Origin of the sequence: Streptomyces canus 299MFChir4.1 (assembly GCF_000383615.1) — a bacterium.
Taxonomy (GTDB): Bacteria; Actinomycetota; Actinomycetes; order Streptomycetales; family Streptomycetaceae; genus Streptomyces; species Streptomyces canus_C.
This window is the reverse complement of sequence record NZ_KB911583.1, coordinates 136,816-152,660: the sequence shown is the minus strand read 5'-3', so window position 1 is coordinate 152,660 and position 15,845 is coordinate 136,816. Positions and strand designations below refer to the sequence as shown.

General features: G+C 72.6%; 16 protein-coding genes. 7 read left to right on the top strand and 9 right to left on the bottom strand.

The genetic code is table 11. The annotated features are described in order from the left end of the window. Window positions 1-12: 12 nt before the first annotated feature. The 4 genes from H293_RS0104585 to H293_RS0104570 form a co-directional block, all read right to left on the bottom strand. Window positions 13-717: a 4-carboxy-4-hydroxy-2-oxoadipate aldolase/oxaloacetate decarboxylase gene (locus tag H293_RS0104585; RefSeq protein WP_020116701.1), complete on the bottom strand. Its 705-nt coding sequence runs from the start codon at window positions 715-717 to the stop codon at window positions 13-15. Then, window positions 714-1,463, bottom strand: coding sequence for a PIG-L deacetylase family protein (locus H293_RS0104580; protein ID WP_020116700.1), 750 nt, complete (start codon window positions 1,461-1,463; stop codon window positions 714-716). The genes H293_RS0104585 and H293_RS0104580 overlap by 4 nt, the downstream gene beginning before the upstream one ends. Window positions 1,464-1,511: 48 nt before the next feature. Further along, window positions 1,512-2,162 carry a GntR family transcriptional regulator gene (locus H293_RS0104575; RefSeq protein WP_020116699.1) on the bottom strand — a complete coding sequence of 217 codons (651 nt, stop codon included), beginning with the start codon at window positions 2,160-2,162 and terminating at the stop codon, window positions 1,512-1,514. Between the two features lie 354 nt (window positions 2,163-2,516). After that, the gene (locus H293_RS0104570; protein WP_028807550.1) at window positions 2,517-3,029 is read right to left on the bottom strand and encodes a hypothetical protein; all 513 of its coding nucleotides are present in this window, start codon (window positions 3,027-3,029) and stop codon (window positions 2,517-2,519) included. A 123-nt stretch (window positions 3,030-3,152) separates the two neighbouring features. On the opposite strand from H293_RS0104570, the gene H293_RS0104565 reads away from it, so the two are divergent. Further along, entirely contained in the window at window positions 3,153-3,497 is a 345-nt protein-coding gene (locus H293_RS0104565) for a cupin domain-containing protein (RefSeq protein WP_020116697.1), read from the top strand. Window positions 3,498-3,503: 6 nt separating this feature from the next. Here H293_RS0104565 and H293_RS0104560 read toward each other — a convergent pair whose 3' ends face one another. Beyond that, complete coding sequence (locus H293_RS0104560; protein ID WP_020116696.1) at window positions 3,504-4,511, bottom strand: LacI family DNA-binding transcriptional regulator; 1,008 nt, start codon at window positions 4,509-4,511, stop codon at window positions 3,504-3,506. A gap of 112 nt (window positions 4,512-4,623) precedes the next feature. Here H293_RS0104560 and H293_RS0104555 point away from each other — a divergent pair, with 112 nt between their 5' ends. Beyond that, complete coding sequence (locus tag H293_RS0104555; RefSeq protein WP_020116695.1) at window positions 4,624-5,772, top strand: Gfo/Idh/MocA family protein; 1,149 nt, start codon at window positions 4,624-4,626, stop codon at window positions 5,770-5,772. A 15-nt stretch (window positions 5,773-5,787) separates the two neighbouring features. Here the strand turns inward: H293_RS0104555 and H293_RS0104550 are convergent, their stop codons facing one another. Next, on the bottom strand, window positions 5,788-6,807 hold the full coding sequence (locus tag H293_RS0104550; RefSeq protein WP_020116694.1) for a LacI family DNA-binding transcriptional regulator: 1,020 nt from the start codon (window positions 6,805-6,807) through the stop codon (window positions 5,788-5,790). Between the two features lie 107 nt (window positions 6,808-6,914). Here H293_RS0104550 and H293_RS0104545 point away from each other — a divergent pair, with 107 nt between their 5' ends. The 5 genes from H293_RS0104545 to H293_RS0104525 all read left to right on the top strand — a co-directional run bounded on the left by H293_RS0104545 (window position 6,915) and on the right by H293_RS0104525 (window position 12,395). Continuing rightward, complete coding sequence (locus H293_RS0104545; protein WP_020116693.1) at window positions 6,915-8,081, top strand: phytanoyl-CoA dioxygenase family protein; 1,167 nt, start codon at window positions 6,915-6,917, stop codon at window positions 8,079-8,081. 31 nt (window positions 8,082-8,112) lie between these two features. Beyond that, entirely contained in the window at window positions 8,113-8,889 is a 777-nt protein-coding gene (locus tag H293_RS0104540; RefSeq protein WP_020116692.1) for an SDR family oxidoreductase, read from the top strand. Between the two features lie 35 nt (window positions 8,890-8,924). Then, window positions 8,925-9,929 (top strand): Gfo/Idh/MocA family protein, encoded by a 1,005-nt coding sequence (locus H293_RS0104535; RefSeq protein WP_020116691.1) that lies wholly within the window; start codon window positions 8,925-8,927, stop codon window positions 9,927-9,929. A gap of 139 nt (window positions 9,930-10,068) precedes the next feature. Continuing rightward, window positions 10,069-11,391, top strand: coding sequence for a protoporphyrinogen/coproporphyrinogen oxidase (locus tag H293_RS0104530; protein WP_033415235.1), 1,323 nt, complete (start codon window positions 10,069-10,071; stop codon window positions 11,389-11,391). Next, window positions 11,388-12,395 (top strand): Gfo/Idh/MocA family protein, encoded by a 1,008-nt coding sequence (locus tag H293_RS0104525; RefSeq protein ID WP_020116689.1) that lies wholly within the window; start codon window positions 11,388-11,390, stop codon window positions 12,393-12,395. The genes H293_RS0104530 and H293_RS0104525 overlap by 4 nt, the downstream gene beginning before the upstream one ends. Window positions 12,396-12,786: 391 nt before the next feature. Here the strand turns inward: H293_RS0104525 and H293_RS0104520 are convergent, their stop codons facing one another. From H293_RS0104520 to H293_RS0104510, 3 genes are all read right to left on the bottom strand, one after another. Then, window positions 12,787-13,779, bottom strand: coding sequence for a hypothetical protein (locus H293_RS0104520; protein ID WP_020116688.1), 993 nt, complete (start codon window positions 13,777-13,779; stop codon window positions 12,787-12,789). Window positions 13,780-13,911: 132 nt separating this feature from the next. Next, window positions 13,912-14,931 carry a Gfo/Idh/MocA family protein gene (locus H293_RS0104515; RefSeq protein WP_020116687.1) on the bottom strand — a complete coding sequence of 340 codons (1,020 nt, stop codon included), beginning with the start codon at window positions 14,929-14,931 and terminating at the stop codon, window positions 13,912-13,914. Between the two features lie 10 nt (window positions 14,932-14,941). Next, window positions 14,942-15,844, bottom strand: a complete 903-nt coding sequence (locus H293_RS0104510) for a sugar phosphate isomerase/epimerase family protein (protein ID WP_020116686.1) — start codon at window positions 15,842-15,844, stop codon at window positions 14,942-14,944. Window position 15,845 lies beyond the last annotated feature (1 nt).

The window sequence follows — 15,845 nt, the reverse complement described above, 5'->3', positions numbered from 1 at the left end:
CGGGCAGCGGGGTCACGACCGCTGCCCCGTGTACTCCTCGTAGGACCTGTACTCGACGCCGAGGTTCTTCAGCGTCTCGCGCAACCCGTAGCGGTCCAGGCCCAGTTGGCCGTCGAGGAAGGCGGCCCGGGTGGCGGCCTCCTTGGCCTCGCGGGCCTCGGACCGCTGCACCGTCCCGGCCACGCGCTCACGCGGGACGACCACGACACCGTCGTCGTCGGCCAGGATCACGTCGCCCGGGTTGATCACCTGGCCGTCGATGGCGAGCGGCACGTTGACCGAGCCGCCGGTGGCCTTGACGGTGCCCTGCGAGGAGACCGCGCGGGACCAGGCCGCGAAGCCCATGTCACGCAGCTCCTGGGTGTCGCGGATACCGGTGTTGGTGACGACCCCGCGCACCCCGCGCCGCTTCAGAGCGGTCGCGAACAGCTCGCCGAACAGGCCGTCCGTGCACGGGGATGTGGTGGTGACGACCAGGACGTCGCCCTCGCCGCACTGCTCGACGGCCGCGTGGATCATGAGGTTGTCGCCGGGCCAGCTCAGCACGGTGACCGCGGTGCCCGCGACTCGTACGCCCTGCTGGACGGGGCGAATTCGCGGCCCCAGCAGGCCCGTTCGGCCCATCGCCTCACTTACGGTGGCCACGCCGTACCGCGCGAGCGCGTCGACGTCCTTCAGGTCCGCCTTCGGCGGGTTGGTGACGATCACGCCGCTCATGCCAGCTCCTTCGCGATCTGCGGAAAGGGGCGCATGTACGCCTCGGCCATGGTCTTGTGGGCCAGCCCCAGGTTCGGCCCCGCGTTGCGCTTGAACTGGACGCCCCGGCGTACGGCGAGGTCGGTGTAGTAGTCCCATAGATGCTGCTGGGCGCCGAGGCACTCCATGGCCTTGCGCTTGGTCTCCCAGACCTCGGTGATGTCGAGGAGGACCTCGGGCCTGAAGCCGCTCATCTCGGGCTGGTGGGGCTCGAAGTAGAAGACCGGCGGGGCGCCGATGATCTCGCCCTCGCCCGGGTAGCCGACGGCCTGCGCGAGGATCCGGGCCTCCAGCGCCATGCGGTTCGCGGCCGGGTGGTCGCCGTTGTACGGGTCCTCGACCGGGTGGGTGAGCACGACGTCGGGCTGGACGGCCCGGTAGACCACGACGAGCTGGTCGGTCAACTCGGCGGTGGCGACCAGCGGGTAGTCGCCGGCGTCGAAGAAACGGACCTCGGCGCCGAGAGTGGCGGCGGCGCGCTCGGCCTCGTCACGGCGTATCGCCTTGATCTCGTCGAGCTGCCTGCCCTCGCGCCAGGCCTTCGCGGACTCCGCGCGCTCGCCGAAGGTCAGACAGGCGACACTGACCTTCTCGCCCCGGGAGGCGGCCAGGGCGATGGCGCCGCCCGCCCGCCACACGAAGTCCCCGGCATGCGCGGTGATCACCAGTGTCGAACGTGGAGTGGCGGGCGCGCCGGACTGCGTCATTGCTGAAATCTCCTTGCAGTGGACAGGTTCGCGCCCGCCTCACGCGGCTCAGTCGCGCAACGCCTCGATCACACCGGCGAGGTGGGCGCGGACGGCCTTCTCGGCCGCCTGCGGGTCCCTGGACCTGATCGTCTCGATCATCGCCAGATGCTCGTTCAGGGAGTGCTGCGGGCGGCCCGGCCTCAGCGCCAACTGGAAGCGGTGCCGCACCAGTTGGGCGTTGAGCCGCTCCAGTAGATCCACGGCGGTCCGCTGGCCGGAGAACTCCCGCACCTTGGTGTGCAGTTCCTGGTTGAGCTCGGAGTAGGTCACCGGCTCACCGTCGGCCACGGCCTTGGTCATCGCCGTGCCCAGCTCGGTCAGCTCGGCGAGCTGCTCGTCGCTGGCCAGGGTCGCCGCCTTGGCCGCGCACAGCCCTTCGAGGACCATGCGGCACTCGGTGATGGCGACCGCCTCCTCGACGGTCACCACCCGCACCCGGGAACCCCGGTTGCGGATCCTCTCGACGAGGCCCTGGCCCTCCAGATCGATGAGTGCGGCCCGGATGCTGGCCCGTGTCACACCGAACTGCTCGGCGAGCTCGTTCTCCACCAGCCGCTGCGCCGGTGCCATCTCGCCGTGCAGGATCGCCTGCCGCAGCTGCGCGAAGGCGTGCTGCTTGGCCTGCTCCCCGGTGCTCGGACGGGCTTCCTTCGGCATCGTTGCCCTCCCTGAGTGAGTGCCTGTCGAACCTAAATCTAGCCAAACAAGATTGTCAACAATTTTGTCCGCGCTGGGTCGCGTTCAGGTGCGCGGCGCGTCGTCGGCGCCGGAGGGCGAGCGTGTGCCGGGCGGACGCCGACCAGGCGAACCCGATGCGCCGACGGCAGGCGACACCGCAGGTGCCGGTCGACGGCGGTCGGCGCCAAGGCGCGAGCCGGGGCCCAGGCACCGGCCCGAGCGGCCGTCACCCCCCACAAGGGCCGCTCGGCGTCACGGGTGGCTATCCCCGCTCGGCGCGACGGCAAGGCTCCTCCACAGCCGGACCCCCGCCCCACCGCCGTCCCACACGCCCTACTTGATCACCGCGTTCGCCACCACGACCACCACGCCCAGCATCGCGTCCCCCGCCCCGATGCCGATCGCGGCCGCCCACGAGCGGTGGGACCAGCGGGCCGTGACCAGGCCGAGGGTGAACAGGAGGGTGAGGTTGAGGGCGAAGGCCGGGTACTCGACGCCCTTCGCGGGCCACCAGCCCCAGCCGGCGCCCACCAGGACGAAGGCCGTGGGCAGGACGGCCGCGACCAGGGGCCACTCGTCGGCCAGCGTGCGCAGGGCGTCCCAGCGGCGGTGCGGGGCGCGCTCGGCGATGTAGTGGGCGTAGCCGTGCGCGAGGGCGGAGGCGAGGGCGGTGACCAGGAGCCACGCGGCGTCGTAGCGGCGGCTGTCCCGGGAGGTGTGCCCGTACTGGGTGAGAGCGGCGACCATGGAGCAGGCCAGGACCGAGCCGTAGACGCCGCCGAACAGGACGGCCTCGCGGGTGTCGTGCTGGTGCGGCCGGGCCGCGGCAGCCTCGGAGTCGGCCATGCCCTCCACCATCACCCGGGCCGCGAGGTGCCGCCAGTTCACGACGGAGTGTCCTCCCGCCTGCGCCGGCACCGCACACACTGTCGGCGGACGGGGCGGGAACGATCTCGCTAGGGTCGCCTCATGGACCACAGCTTCGTACTGCACATCCCCGACGCCGAACTCGAATCCGAGCCCCTCGCCCGGGAGCAGATCGTCTCCGGGACGCCCGAGGTGACCGGGAAGGTGGTCTGGGAGTCGCAGGACGGACGTCAGCTCCGGGGCGTCTGGCAGATCACGCCGGGCGTCGTCACCGACACGGAGGCCGACGAACTGTTCGTCGTCATCAGCGGCTCGGCGACCATCGAGGTCGAGGGCGGCCCGACGTTGACCGTGGGGCCCGGCGACATGGCCGTACTGCGCGAGGGCGACCGTACGACGTGGACGGTGCACGAGACGCTGCGCAAGGCGTACGCGATCAACCTCTGACCGCCGTCACTTCCCCTCCGGCGGGCCCGCCGTCGTCCCCCGGACCTCAAGGACCGGCGTCGCGAGATCCGTGCGCCCCGCTCCCCCGCGCCCCTCGAACCGGTCGAGCAGACAGCGGGCCGCGCGGCGGCCGACCTCGTGGCTGGCGTTGTCGACGGTGGTGAGCCAGACGTGGCGCAGCCGGGCGATGCTCGTGTTGTCGTAGCCGACGACGGACAGGTCGCGCGGGACGGTCAGACCCAGTTCCTCGGCGGCCGACACCGCGCCGATCGCGGCGATGTCGTTGAAGGCGAAGACGGCCGTCGGCCGGTCGGGGCGGCTCAGCAACCGGACCGTCGTACGGTAGCCGCCCTCCTCGGTCATGTCGCTCGGCTCGACGACCGCCTCCTCGGCGAGGCCGTGCGCCCGCATCGTCGCCTCGAAGCTGCCCCGGCGCAGCTCACCGACCGCCCCGTACCCCGCGATGTGCGCGATGCGGCGGTGACCGAGGCCGATCAGGTGCTCGGTGACCAGGCGGGCGCCGCGCTCGTCGTCGTTGGCGACCACGTCCACCCCCGGCAGCCCGGGTTCGCGGGCCCCGGCCACGACCACCGGGAGGCGTTCGGCCACCGCCCCGAGCGCGGCGGGGTCGGGCAGCGTGCCGACCACGACCAGGCCGTCCACCCCGAGGTCCAGGAAGGGGCCCGCCGGGTCCTGCCCGGTACGCCGGTTGAGGCGCGCGTCGGCCAGGAGCATGCGCAGGCCGTTGTCGTGGAGCAGGGAGTTGAGGCCGTCGAGCAGGTCGACGAACCACGGGTTGCGCAGGTCGTTCAGGAGGACGCCGACCGTGCGGGTGCGCTGCTCGCTGAGGCTGCGGGCGGCGGCGTTCGGGCGGTAGCCGAGTTCCCGCACGGCCCGCAGCACGGCCTCCCGCTTCTCGGGACGCACCTGGTCGGAGCCCCGCAGCACGAGGGAGACCAGCGACTTCGAGACACCGGCCCGGTCGGCCACATCGCGGATCGTCGGCGCTCTCATGAGTATGGACCGTTCCATGTCGCGCCGCGGGTTGTCAAAGGGTTGACAGCGGGCGAAGACGGCACCCAAGGTGACCTGGACAGATTATGGACCGGTCCAAAGAGGGGCTGTCATGGTGGACACGCTCGGCGTCGCCGTCGTCGGATTCGGCTGGATGGGGCGGGTGCACACCCAGGCGTACGCCCGTGTCCCGCACCACTACCCGCGGCTCCCCCTGCGTCCGGAGCTCGTGACGGTCGCGGAAGACGTGCCGGGGCGGGCCGAGGAGGCCGCCGCGCAGTTCGGGTTCGCCTCGTCGACCCGCGACTGGCGCGAGGTCGCCGCCGATCCCCGCGTCCAGGCGGTCAGCATCACCGCGCCCAACTTCCTGCACCGTGAGATCGGCGTGGCCATGGCCGAGGCCGGCAAGCACCTCTGGATCGAGAAGCCGGTCGGTCTCACCGCCGAGGACGCCCGGGCGGTGGCCGACGCGGCGGCCGGGGCGGGGGTGCAGAGCGCGGTCGGTTTCAACTACCGCAACGCCCCCGCCGTCGAGGCCGCCCGAGAGCTGATCGCCGCCGGGGAGATCGGCGCGGTCACCCATGTCCGCGTCCGGCTCTTCAGCGACTACGCGGCCCACCCGCAGGGCGCCCTGACGTGGCGCTTCGAACGCGAACGCGGCGGCAGCGGAGTGCTCGGCGACCTCGCCTCGCACGGCGCCGACCTGGCCCGCTTCCTCCTCGGTGACATCGCTTCCCTCACGGCCGACACCGCGGTCTTCGTGCCGGAGCGGGCCCGCCCCACCGGCGCCACCGCCGGGCACACCCTCGCCACCGGGGAGCTCGGGCCGGTCGAGAACGAGGACTACGTCAACTGCCTGCTGCGTTTCGCCTCCGGTGCCCGGGGTGTCCTGGAGGCCTGCCGGGTCTCGGTCGGCGAACAGAACAACTACGGCTTCGAGGTGCACGGCACGAAGGGCGCGGTGTTCTGGGACTTCCGCCGCATGGGCGAGCTGGGCATCAGCCGCGGCACCCGCTACCAGGACCAGCCGGTCAGCACGGTGCATGTCGGCCCGGGCGACGGCGAGTTCGGCGCCTTCCAGCCGGGTGCGGCCAACGCCATGGGCTACGACGACTTGAAGGTCGTGGAGGCGTACCGCTTCCTGCGTTCGGTCGCCGAGGGCAGGCCGTACGGGGCCACGCTGCAGGACGCCGTGCACAGCGCGGCCGTACTGGACGCGATGGCGCGGTCCGCGCAGAGCGGTTCCTGGGTGGAGCTGTAGGCGTCCCGGTCCTGTTCAGTACGGCATGTTGTAGGGCGTGACGACCTGGATCGCCGAAGGTGTCGTCGCTCCCGCCGGCGGCAACGCCCCGTGCGCCCGCATCACGATGTGGCACGCCTCCCGCATGTCCTGCCGCAGATCGTGGTGCAGTACGGCCGACAGGCGGTGTTCCCGCAGCAGCCGGTCGTTGTCGTGGTCGAGGTCGTGGGCCACGAAGACCGCGCATTCCCGGCCCAGGTCCTCGAAGGCCCTGAGCGTGGCGATGTTGCCGCCGCCGATCGAGTAGACCGCGCGGATCTCCGGGTCCCGCTCCAGCGCGGCCCTGACGAGGTCGTACTGCGTGGCGTCCAGGCCCTGGCCCTCGGCGATCTCCACCAGCGCCCGCTCGGGGTGCCGGGCGCGCATGGCGCTGCGGAACCCCATCTCGCGCTCCTCCTCGTTGCGGAAGAAGCCGCTGCTGAGGCTGGTGAGGACGTTGCCGGGGCGGTCGCCGAGCCACTGGCCCATGAGGTAGGCGGCGGTCGCTCCCGCGGCCCGGTTGTCGATGCCGACGTAGGCGAGACGTGCCGTGGAGGGCAGGTCGGTGACCAGGGTGACCACGGGGATGCCCGCCTCCGCGAGCCGGCCGACGGCCGCCGTGACCTCGGGGACGTCCGGGGCCTTCAGGATCACTCCCTGGGAGCCGCGCCGGGCTATCCGGTCGAGGGTCTTCGTCAGTTCCGCCACCGGGCCGGTCTCCCGGAAGTGGAAGCGGGAGCGCAGGACGGCGGGGTGCAGCGCGGGCAGCTCGGCCTCCAGGGCGGCGCGGACGGCCGTCGAGAAGCGTTCCGGCGTCTGCATCACTATGTCGATCATGAAGGTGCGGCCGACGAGCCGGACCTGGGTGCGCTGCCGGTCCAGGTCGGTGATGGCCTGACGGACCTCCCGGGCGGTGTTCTCCCGGACCCCTCCCCTGCCGTTCAGGACCCGGTCGACGGTGGCCTCGCTCAGTCCCGCCTGACGTGCGATTTCCCGGATCGGATAGGGGTGGCCCACGCGCCTGCTCCTTGAGGGGTTTTTGATGGCTGCCTGCTGGTTGTTCGACGCCTTTGTCATGACAAGAATGACAGCGCTGAGTCGCCCCTGTCACCGAGAGGACGCCGATGTCCTTCACCGCCGTACACCGCCGCGCCTGGCTGTCCGAGCAGGACTGCGACCTCGGCTCGTTCCGCGCTCTGGTCGAGCGGACGGCCGACCCCGCCGACTATCCTCACGCCTCGGCCGTGGAGCGGAACGTCCTGCTGTACGACACCGGGCGCGTCCTCGGCGCCAAGGACCGCCGGGAGGTGCAGGAGGAGCTGGTGCGGGCCCTGGCCGACGGCCCCGGGGTCGTGGTCTTCCAGGGGGCGTTTCCCGATCCCGCGGTCGTCGACCGGTTCACCGAGGTCTTCGACTCGCTGATCCGCGAGCAGTACGCGGCGGGCACGACCGCGGGCGACCACTTCGCGAAGCCCGGCGCCAACGAGCGGGTGTGGAACGCGCTGGAGAAGGCCGCCCTCTACGACCCGGCGGCGTTCGCCGACTACTACGCCAACCCCGTGATCGCCCTGGCGTCCGAGGCCTGGCTCGGCCCCGGCTACCAGGTCACCTCGCAGGTCAACGTGGTCAACCCGGGCGGGCTCGCGCAGACCGCGCACCGCGACTACCACCTCGGCTTCCTCTCCGACGAGGCCGCCGCGGCGTATCCGGCGCACGTCCACCGGCTCTCCCCCGTGCTCACTCTCCAGGGCGCGGTCGCGCACTGCGACATGCCCGTGGAGTCGGGCCCGACGCTGTACCTGCCGTTCTCGCAGCTGTTCGAGCCCGGGTATCTGGCGTGGCGGCGGCCGGAGTTCCAGGCGTACTTCAAGGAGCACCACGTCCAGCTGCCGCTCGCGAAGGGCGACGCCGTCTTCTTCAACCCGGCGCTGTTCCACGCGGCCGGGACCAACCGCACCACCGAGGTGCGGCGCATGGGCAACCTGCTCCAGGTGTCCTCGGCCTTCGGACGTGCCATGGAGACCGTGGACCGGGAGGCGGTGTCGAACGCCGTCTACCCCGCGCTGCTGCGGCGGAAGGCGGAGGGCGCCGACGCGGAGTGGCTGGACAACGTGATCGCCGCGAGCGCCGAGGGCTACCCCTTCCCCACCAACCTCGACAGCGACCCCCCGGTCGACGGACTCGCCCCGCCCTCCCAGGCGGACCTCGTACGCCGGGCGCTCGCCGAGGGCTGGACCCCGCGGACGCTCCGGGACGAACTACGGGCGGGCGCCGACCGGCGCACCAGCTGAATCACGACTGCTGAAAGGTACCGGCACGTTCATGGGACTTCTCGACGACAAGGTCGTCCTCGTCAACGGCGGCAGCCAGGGGGTCGGTGCCGCCATCGCCCGGGCCGCCGTGCGTGAGGGGGCGGTCGTGGCCGTCACCGGCCGCCGCCCCGAGCCCGGTGAGGCGCTGGTGGCGGAACTGGAGGCGGCCGGCGGCAAGGCGCTGTTCGTCCGCGCCGACCTCGCCGACGCCGAGCAGGCCAAGGCCTCCGTCACCCGGGTCGTGGAGGCGTACGGCCGGGTCGACTGTCTGGTGAACTCCGCCGGGCTCACCTCCCGGGGCACCCTCCTCGACACCACGCCGGAACTGTTCGACCAGCACATCGCGATCAACCTGAAGGCGCCGTTCTTCGCCATGCAGGCGGCGGTGGCGGACATGGTCGGGCGAGGGGCGCCCGGCACGGTCGTCAACATCATCACGTCTTCGGCGCACGGCGGGCAGCCGTTCCTGGCGCCCTATGTGGCCGCGAAGGCCGGCCTGATCGGTCTCACCCGCAACGCGGCGCACGCGCACCGCTGGGACCGGGTGCGGATCAACGGCCTGAACATCGGCTGGACGGCGACCGAGGGCGAGGACGCCACCCAGAAGACCTTCCACGGCGCCGGCGACGACTGGCGTGAGGAGGCCGCGGCCAGGCTGCCGATGGGCAAGCTCGGCCAGCCCGACGAGATCGCCGACTTCGTGGTCCTCCTGCTGTCCGACCGGTCGGGCGTGGTGACCGGATCGGTGATCGACTGGGACCAGAACGTCCTCGGCGGCCTCGACTAGCACCCCCGCACCAACCCTCAAGGAGCTGCACCCCCATGCGTATCGGAATCCTCGGCCTCGGCCGCATCGGCGCCTTCCACGCCGAGACCCTCTCCGGACTCGACGCGGTCGAGTCGCTCGTGCTCACCGACCCGTTCGCCGAGGCCGCCAAGTCCGCCGCGGACCGGTTCGGCGGCGAGGTCGTCGACTCGCCCGAGGCCCTGCTGGCCGCCGGTGTGGACGGCATCGTCATCGCGGCCGCGACGGACGCCCACCCCGGGCTGATCCTGGCCGGTGTCGAGGCCGGCATCCCCGTCTTCTGCGAGAAGCCCGTCGCCAAGCACATGAGCGAGGGCGTCCGCGTCCTCAACGCCGTCCAGGGCAGCGACGTACCGATCCAGATCGGCTACAACCGCCGCTTCGACACCGGTTTCGTCAACGCGCGGGCCGCTGTCCAGGCCGGTGAGCTGGGCAAGCTGCACACCGTGCGCTCGACCACCCTGGACCCGGCCCCGCCGCCGGCCGCGTACGTCGCCGCCTCGGGGGGCATCTTCCGGGACTGCTCGGTGCACGACTTCGACATCATCCGCTGGGTGACCGGCCGCGAGGTCGTCGAGGTGTACGCCGTCGGCGGCAACCGGGGCGCCGAGTACATCAAGGAGGCGGGCGACGCCGACACCACCGGCGCGATCCTCACCCTCGACGACGGCACGATCGCGGTGGTCTCCAACTCCCGTCACAACGCCCGGGGTTACGACGTCCGCATGGAGATCCACGGCTTCACGGACTCCATCGCGGTGGGCTTGGAGGACAAGCTCCCGCTGCGTTCGGTCGAGCCCGGGGTGACCTTCCCGGCGGGCACCCCGCACGACTTCTTCATGGACCGCTTCACCGCGGCCTACCGCGCCGAACTCACCGCGTTCACCGAGGTCGTGGCCGGCACCCGGCCCTCGCCGTGCACCGTCGCGGACGCCCTGGAAGCGGGCTGGATCGCCGAGGCGTGCACGCTGTCCCTGCACGAGCGCCGCCCGGTGACGATCTCCGAGGTCCGCTCCGCCTGAGCCCGCCGCCGTGTCCCGGGCCCCGTGCCCGGGACACGGCGGGGTGAACGCTCCGCCCGCGACGCCCGTTTACGGTCACGTGATCTCTCCGTACGACCATGAGAGCCTGCCACGTCCGACCGACCCAGGAGTCACGAGCATGCAGGAGTTACCCGACACCGCAGGCCCCCGAACCGTGGCCGTCGTGGGCGCGGGACCCAGCGGCCTGGTCTCCGCCGGCGAACTGGAGCGCGCCGGGCACCGGGTGACCGTGCTGGAGGAGCAGGCCACGGTGGCCGGGAAGTGCCAGAGCGTGCACGTCGACGGGCACGCCTTCGATCTCGGCGGCCACATCTGCACCAACAGGTACGAACGGGTCGCTCAGTTGCTGACCGAACTGGACGTGGCGACGGAGCGCACCAGCCGTTACCGCGTCCTCGACGCCGGGGGACGCGCCGTCCGCCAGTCGATGGCGTTCCTGCGCGACGGCTCCCTCCAGCGCTACCGGGCCCTGCGGGAGCGGGAGTTCCCCCGCATCGGCGAACCCGGGCTCGCCCACTCGGCGCGGGCGCTCGCCGCCCCCGTCGCCGACTGGCTCGCCGAGCACGGGCTCCGGTCCATGGCCGAGTCCTTCGGCACCGGATACACGGCGGCCGGGTACGGCCACCTCGACGACGACATCCCGGCGCTGTACTTCGTCAAGTACGCGGAGATGACCGGGCTGTTGGACCCCGGACCCGAACTCCTCGGCCACCCGGGCGACTTCACCGTCGTGGGCGGGTTCGCCACGCTGTGGCGCCGGGTCGCGGAGGAGCTGAAAGACGTGCGGTGCGGGGTGCGTGTGACATCGGTGGAGCGCCGCGAGGACGGGGTGCGGGTGCACACCGACTCGGGCCCGGTCGAGGCGGACGACGTGGTGCTCGCGGTCGCGCCGGACCGGGTCCTGCCGGTCCTGGACGCCACCGACGAGGAGCACGACCTGGCCGCGCGGATCCGCGGCAACGCCTACCACACCACCCTCGCCGCGGCGTCCGGCCTCCCCGAGGACGCCTTCTACTTCCTCGCCGCCCACACCGGGAGCCGCGACACGGCCGGCCACTGCGTCTCGTACCACCACCGCTACCCGGACAGCGAGGTGCGGACCTTCTACTCCTACGGCCGCCCCGACGACGTCACCGCGCTGCTGCGCGAGGACGTCGCGGCCCTCGGCGGACGGCTGGAGGAGGTGCATCTGCGGCGCGAGTGGGCGTTCATGCCGCACTTCGGCAGCGCCGACCTCGCGGCCGGGGCGCTGGACCGGCTCGACGCGCTGCAGGGCCGGCACCGCACTTACCACGTCGGCGGGCTGCCCGCCTTCGAACTCGTCGAGTGCACGGTGGCGCACGCCCAGGACCTCGTGCGCCACCACTTCCCTCCCGTGCGGGGGACACTGACCCGGCAGGGCCACGGCCCAGCCACGACCGAGGAGGAACGGCAGACATGAACGAACCGCTGCGCATCGGAGTCCTGGGAGCCGCGCGGATCAGCGGGGCCTCGCTGTTCGGCCCCGCTCGGGCGACCGGCCACCGGGTCGTGGCGGTGGCCGCGCGCGACCGGGCCCGCGCCGAGGCCTATGCGGCCGAGCACGGTGTGGAGCGAGTGGCGGGGTCGTACGCCGAACTGATCGCCGACCCCGAGGTCGAGGTCGTCTACAACCCGCTCGCCAACGGGCTGCACGGGCCGTGGAACCTCGCGGCGCTCGCCGCCGGCAAGCACGTGCTGAGCGAGAAGCCGTCGGCGAGCAACGCCGAGGAGGCCGCGGAGGTGCGGGATGCAGCCGCGAAGGCCGGGACGGTCTTCATGGAGGCCTTCCACTACCTGTTCCACCCGGTCACCCGGCGTCTGCACGAGGTTCTGGCGAGCGGGGAGATCGGGGAGCTGCGGCACGTGGAGACCATGGTCGCGATCCCGGCTCCGGCGGACTCCGATCCGCGCTGGTCGCTGCCGCTGGCCGGCGGGGCGGTGATGGACCTCGGCTGCTACAGCCTGCACGCACTGCGCGTGCTGGCCCCCTGGGCGGGCGGCGCGCCGCGGCTGGTCTCCGCGCGGGGCGGGGAGCGGGCGGGAGCTCCGGGCGTCGACGAGTGGCTGGACGCGGACCTGGCCTTCCCGGGCGGTGCGACCGGGTCGGCGCGCTGCCACATGGCGTACGACCGGCTGGAGATGAGCTGCCGGATCATCGGTTCGCACGGGGAGGCCTGCGCGCCGAACTTCGTGCTGCCGCACACGGACGACCGTGTCGTGGTGCGCACGGCGGCCGGCGAGCGCACCGAGCGGCTCGGCACCCGCTCGTCGTACACCTACCAGCTGGAGGCCTTCGCGGACCGGGTGCGCGGGGGCGCCCCGCTGCCGCTGGACCCGGACGACGCGGTGGCGACGATGACACTGATCGACACCGCGTACCGGGCGGCCGGATTCGAGCCGAGGCCGCGGTACGTCATGTCCTGAGACCGGTCGAAGGGGCCGGGCCTTGGCGCGGGGTGGAGTCCGGCCGCGGCCTCGTGATACCGGGTGATCCGACAGCAGCTCAGGAAGACCGGAGAGCCGCCCGACCGCCGGGACTGTCCGACCGGTCCGCAGCGGTGGGCCCACGCGTCCGGCGGCCCTTCGGCAACGCTGATCCGGTGGCCGGGCCGTCTCCTGCGGTCGGCACCGGGCCGGAGTCCCGCCGCAGCCTCCGGGTGGGCCGGCAGCGACGTCCGGAGGCCACCTGTCCCTGGGCGTCCGTCCGACCGGCCCGGACCTTGGCCCCGAGCGGACGTCCCGCCGCGCCTCCGTGCGGACCCGCAACACCTCCGGAGGACCACCCCAACCCCCAGCTCCACTCAGCCGGTCCGCCCTAGCCCCCGGCCCGGTCCGCCGTGAAGTCGGGGTCCAGTTCCCCGAGTTCGCGGCGGATGTCCGACTCCCTGTCCTGTTCGCCGAGTTCTCCGAGGACGTCGGCGAGGCAGGTCAACGCCGCGGGCAGGGCGCTCGCGCCGAGTGGCTTGCGGGCCTCGGCCACCGCCTCCACGGCGCAGGCGCGGGCCTCGACCGGGGCGCCGGTGGCGCTGTGGCAGCGGGCGAGGTCCACCAGGAGCCGTACCCGCAGGGGCAGGACGATCTCGGGGACGGCCCACGCGACGGGGCCGCGCAGCGCCTCCCTGGCCTCGGGGCCCACGCCCAGCGCGTCCTTGTAACGCCCCGACGCCCGCAGCCCGCCGACCAGTTCGGCCAGTACGCGCGGCCGCACCAGCTCGACGTGGGACAGCTCCCTGAGCGACATGGCGGCGAGCAGCGCCGCGCACTCCTCGTACACGGCCACGGACTCCTCGGTCCGGCCGACCGCGGCGAGCAGCATCCCGTAGGTGCGCAGCGCGCCGGGCAGACTGCCGAGCGCCCGCTCCCGGCGTTCGGGGCCGGACAGCCCGCGGTACGCCTCCACGCACGCGCGTGCCACGGACACGGCCTCCTCGGTACGGTCGGCTCCCGCGAGGGCCTGTGCCCGCACATCGCCGGCGAACGCGGTCAGCGCCGGGGACGCCTGCGCCCCGGGAACGGCGACCGCGTCGGCCACGCCCGCGCACGCCTCCTCGTACCGGCCGGACAGCAGCAACGCGTGGGCGCGCAGCGCCAGGGCGCGGCCGAGCCCGTCCGCGTCGTCCGTCGCGCGGTAGACCGCGACCGCCTCGTCGGCCCAGGCCAGCCGTCGCGCGGGCGAAGGCGACCGCAGGCCCGCCCAGGAGGGCGTGAGGCAGTACGACAGTGCCGCCCCGAGCAGCGGTCCGCCCCTCTCCGGCGCCAGCCGGGCCGCCGCGCGCGGCAACGGCAGCAGTATCCGTGCGAGTCCCATGACCACCCCCTCGCCGCCCCGCCGAGGACAGCCGCGCCATGGTCGCACAGGGGGTCACGCCGATACCGCGATTCACCGAGTACGTAGCGAGCACGGGGGAACTTCGCCGAACTCGCCCCGTACAGCACGGAATCAGCCGTACAGCGCGGGTCGCTCCGCGAGTTCCACCGGCACCCGGCCGCCCTCGTCCAGCGACCGTACGCCCGCCTCGCACACCGCGGCCGCCGCGTAGCCGTCCCACACGCTGGGGCCGGTGACCTCGCCGCGGCGGGTGGCGTCGACCCAGGCCTGCACCTCGCGGTCGTAGGCGTCGGCGAAGCGTTCGACGAAGTCCTGGGCGATGGTGCCGCCCCAACGTCCCGCCATGTTGGTGACCATGGCGTGGCCGTCGCCGATGCGGGCGGTGCCGCGTTCGCAGACCACCTCGGCCCGGACCTGGTAGCCGAAGCCGCAGTTGACGAAGATCTCCACGTCGGACAGGGCGCCGCCGTCGGTCTCGAAGACGACGAACTGGGGGTCCTGGAGGTCGTCGGGGGCGTTCGCCGACGGGGTCGGGCGCCACACCGTGACCGCCGTGATCTCGTGTCCGAGCAGCCAGCGGGTCACGTCGGTCTCGTGGGCCACGGAGTCGCTGATCAGCATGGAGCTGGTGAAGAAGGGCGGGCTCGCGGCGTTGCGGTGCCGGTTGTGCAGCATGAGCGGCCGCCCCAACTGGCCCGTCCCCAGCAGGGACTTGAGCTTCATGTACTCGGCGTCGTAGCGCCGCATGAAGCCCACCTGGGCACGCCGGTGGCCCAGTTTCTGCTCGGCCTCCACGACCCGCAGCGCGGAGGCCGCGTCGGGGGTGAGCGGCTTCTCGCACAGCACGGGCAGGTCGTGCTCGAAGGCCTGCAGGAGCGCCGCCTCGTGGGCGGGGCCGGGTGAGGCGATCAGGACGGCGTCCACGTCGGCCGCCGCCATCGCGGAGGCGGGATCGGTGTAGGCGGTGCAACCCTCGACGCGGACCGCGATCCGCTTGGCGCGTTCCGCGTCGAGGTCCACGACGGCGCTCACCCGGGCACCGCTGACGACCTCGTGGATACGGCGGACATGGTCGGCGCCCATCTTGCCGGTGCCGATGACGGCGACGCCCAGCGTGGCTCGCTCGGTCATGGTGATCCCTTCAGGCTCCGCAGGACCTCAGGAACTTGCGGGTGCGCACCGCGATCGGCAGCGGCTTGTCCGGCTCGCACGGGTACATGTCCTGCTCGACGATGGCGAACAGCTCCACGCCGAGTTTCTGCGCGGCCACCAGCACCGGCTCCAACTCGGGTACACCGGACGGCGGTTCGCACATCACTCCGCGCCGGACGGCCGGCCCGAACGACACCCCGTCCGCCACGACGTCCGCGAGGACCTCCGGGTCGACCTGCTTGAGGTGCAGATAGCCGATGCGCTCGCCGTACGTCTCGATGAGCTTGACGCTGTCCCCGCCGCAGTAGGCGTAGTGCCCCGTGTCCAGGCAGAGGTTGACGAGCTCGGAGTCCGTCGAGTCCAGGAAGTGCTCGACGTGGTCCTCGGTGTCGAGGTGGGTGTCGGCGTGCGGGTGGACGACGATGTCGAGCCCGTACACCTCCTTCACCTCGTGGCCGAGCCGTTCCATGCCCTTGGTGAGGTGGGCCCACTGCTCGTGGGTCAGCTCGGGCGGCTCCAGGATCTCGGCGGTCTTGTCGTCCCGCCAGAAGGACGGGATGACGACGAGGTGCCGCGCGCCCGTCGCCCGGGTGAGCGCGGCGACCTGGCTGACGCGCTCCCAGGTCTCCTCCCACACCGAGGGACCGCGGTGCAGCCCGGTGAAGACCGTCCCCGCCGAGACCTTGAGGTCGCGCCGCGCGATCTCGTCGGTCAGGCGGGCCGGATCGGTCGGGAGATAGCCGTACGGCCCCAGCTCGATCCAGGAGTAGCCCGCCTCGGCGACCTCGTCCAGGAACCGTTCCCACGGCACCTGGGCCGGGTCGTCGGGGAACCAGACGCCCCAGGAGTCCGGGGCCGAACCGACGCGGATACGGTCGAGTGAGGCCGCCATC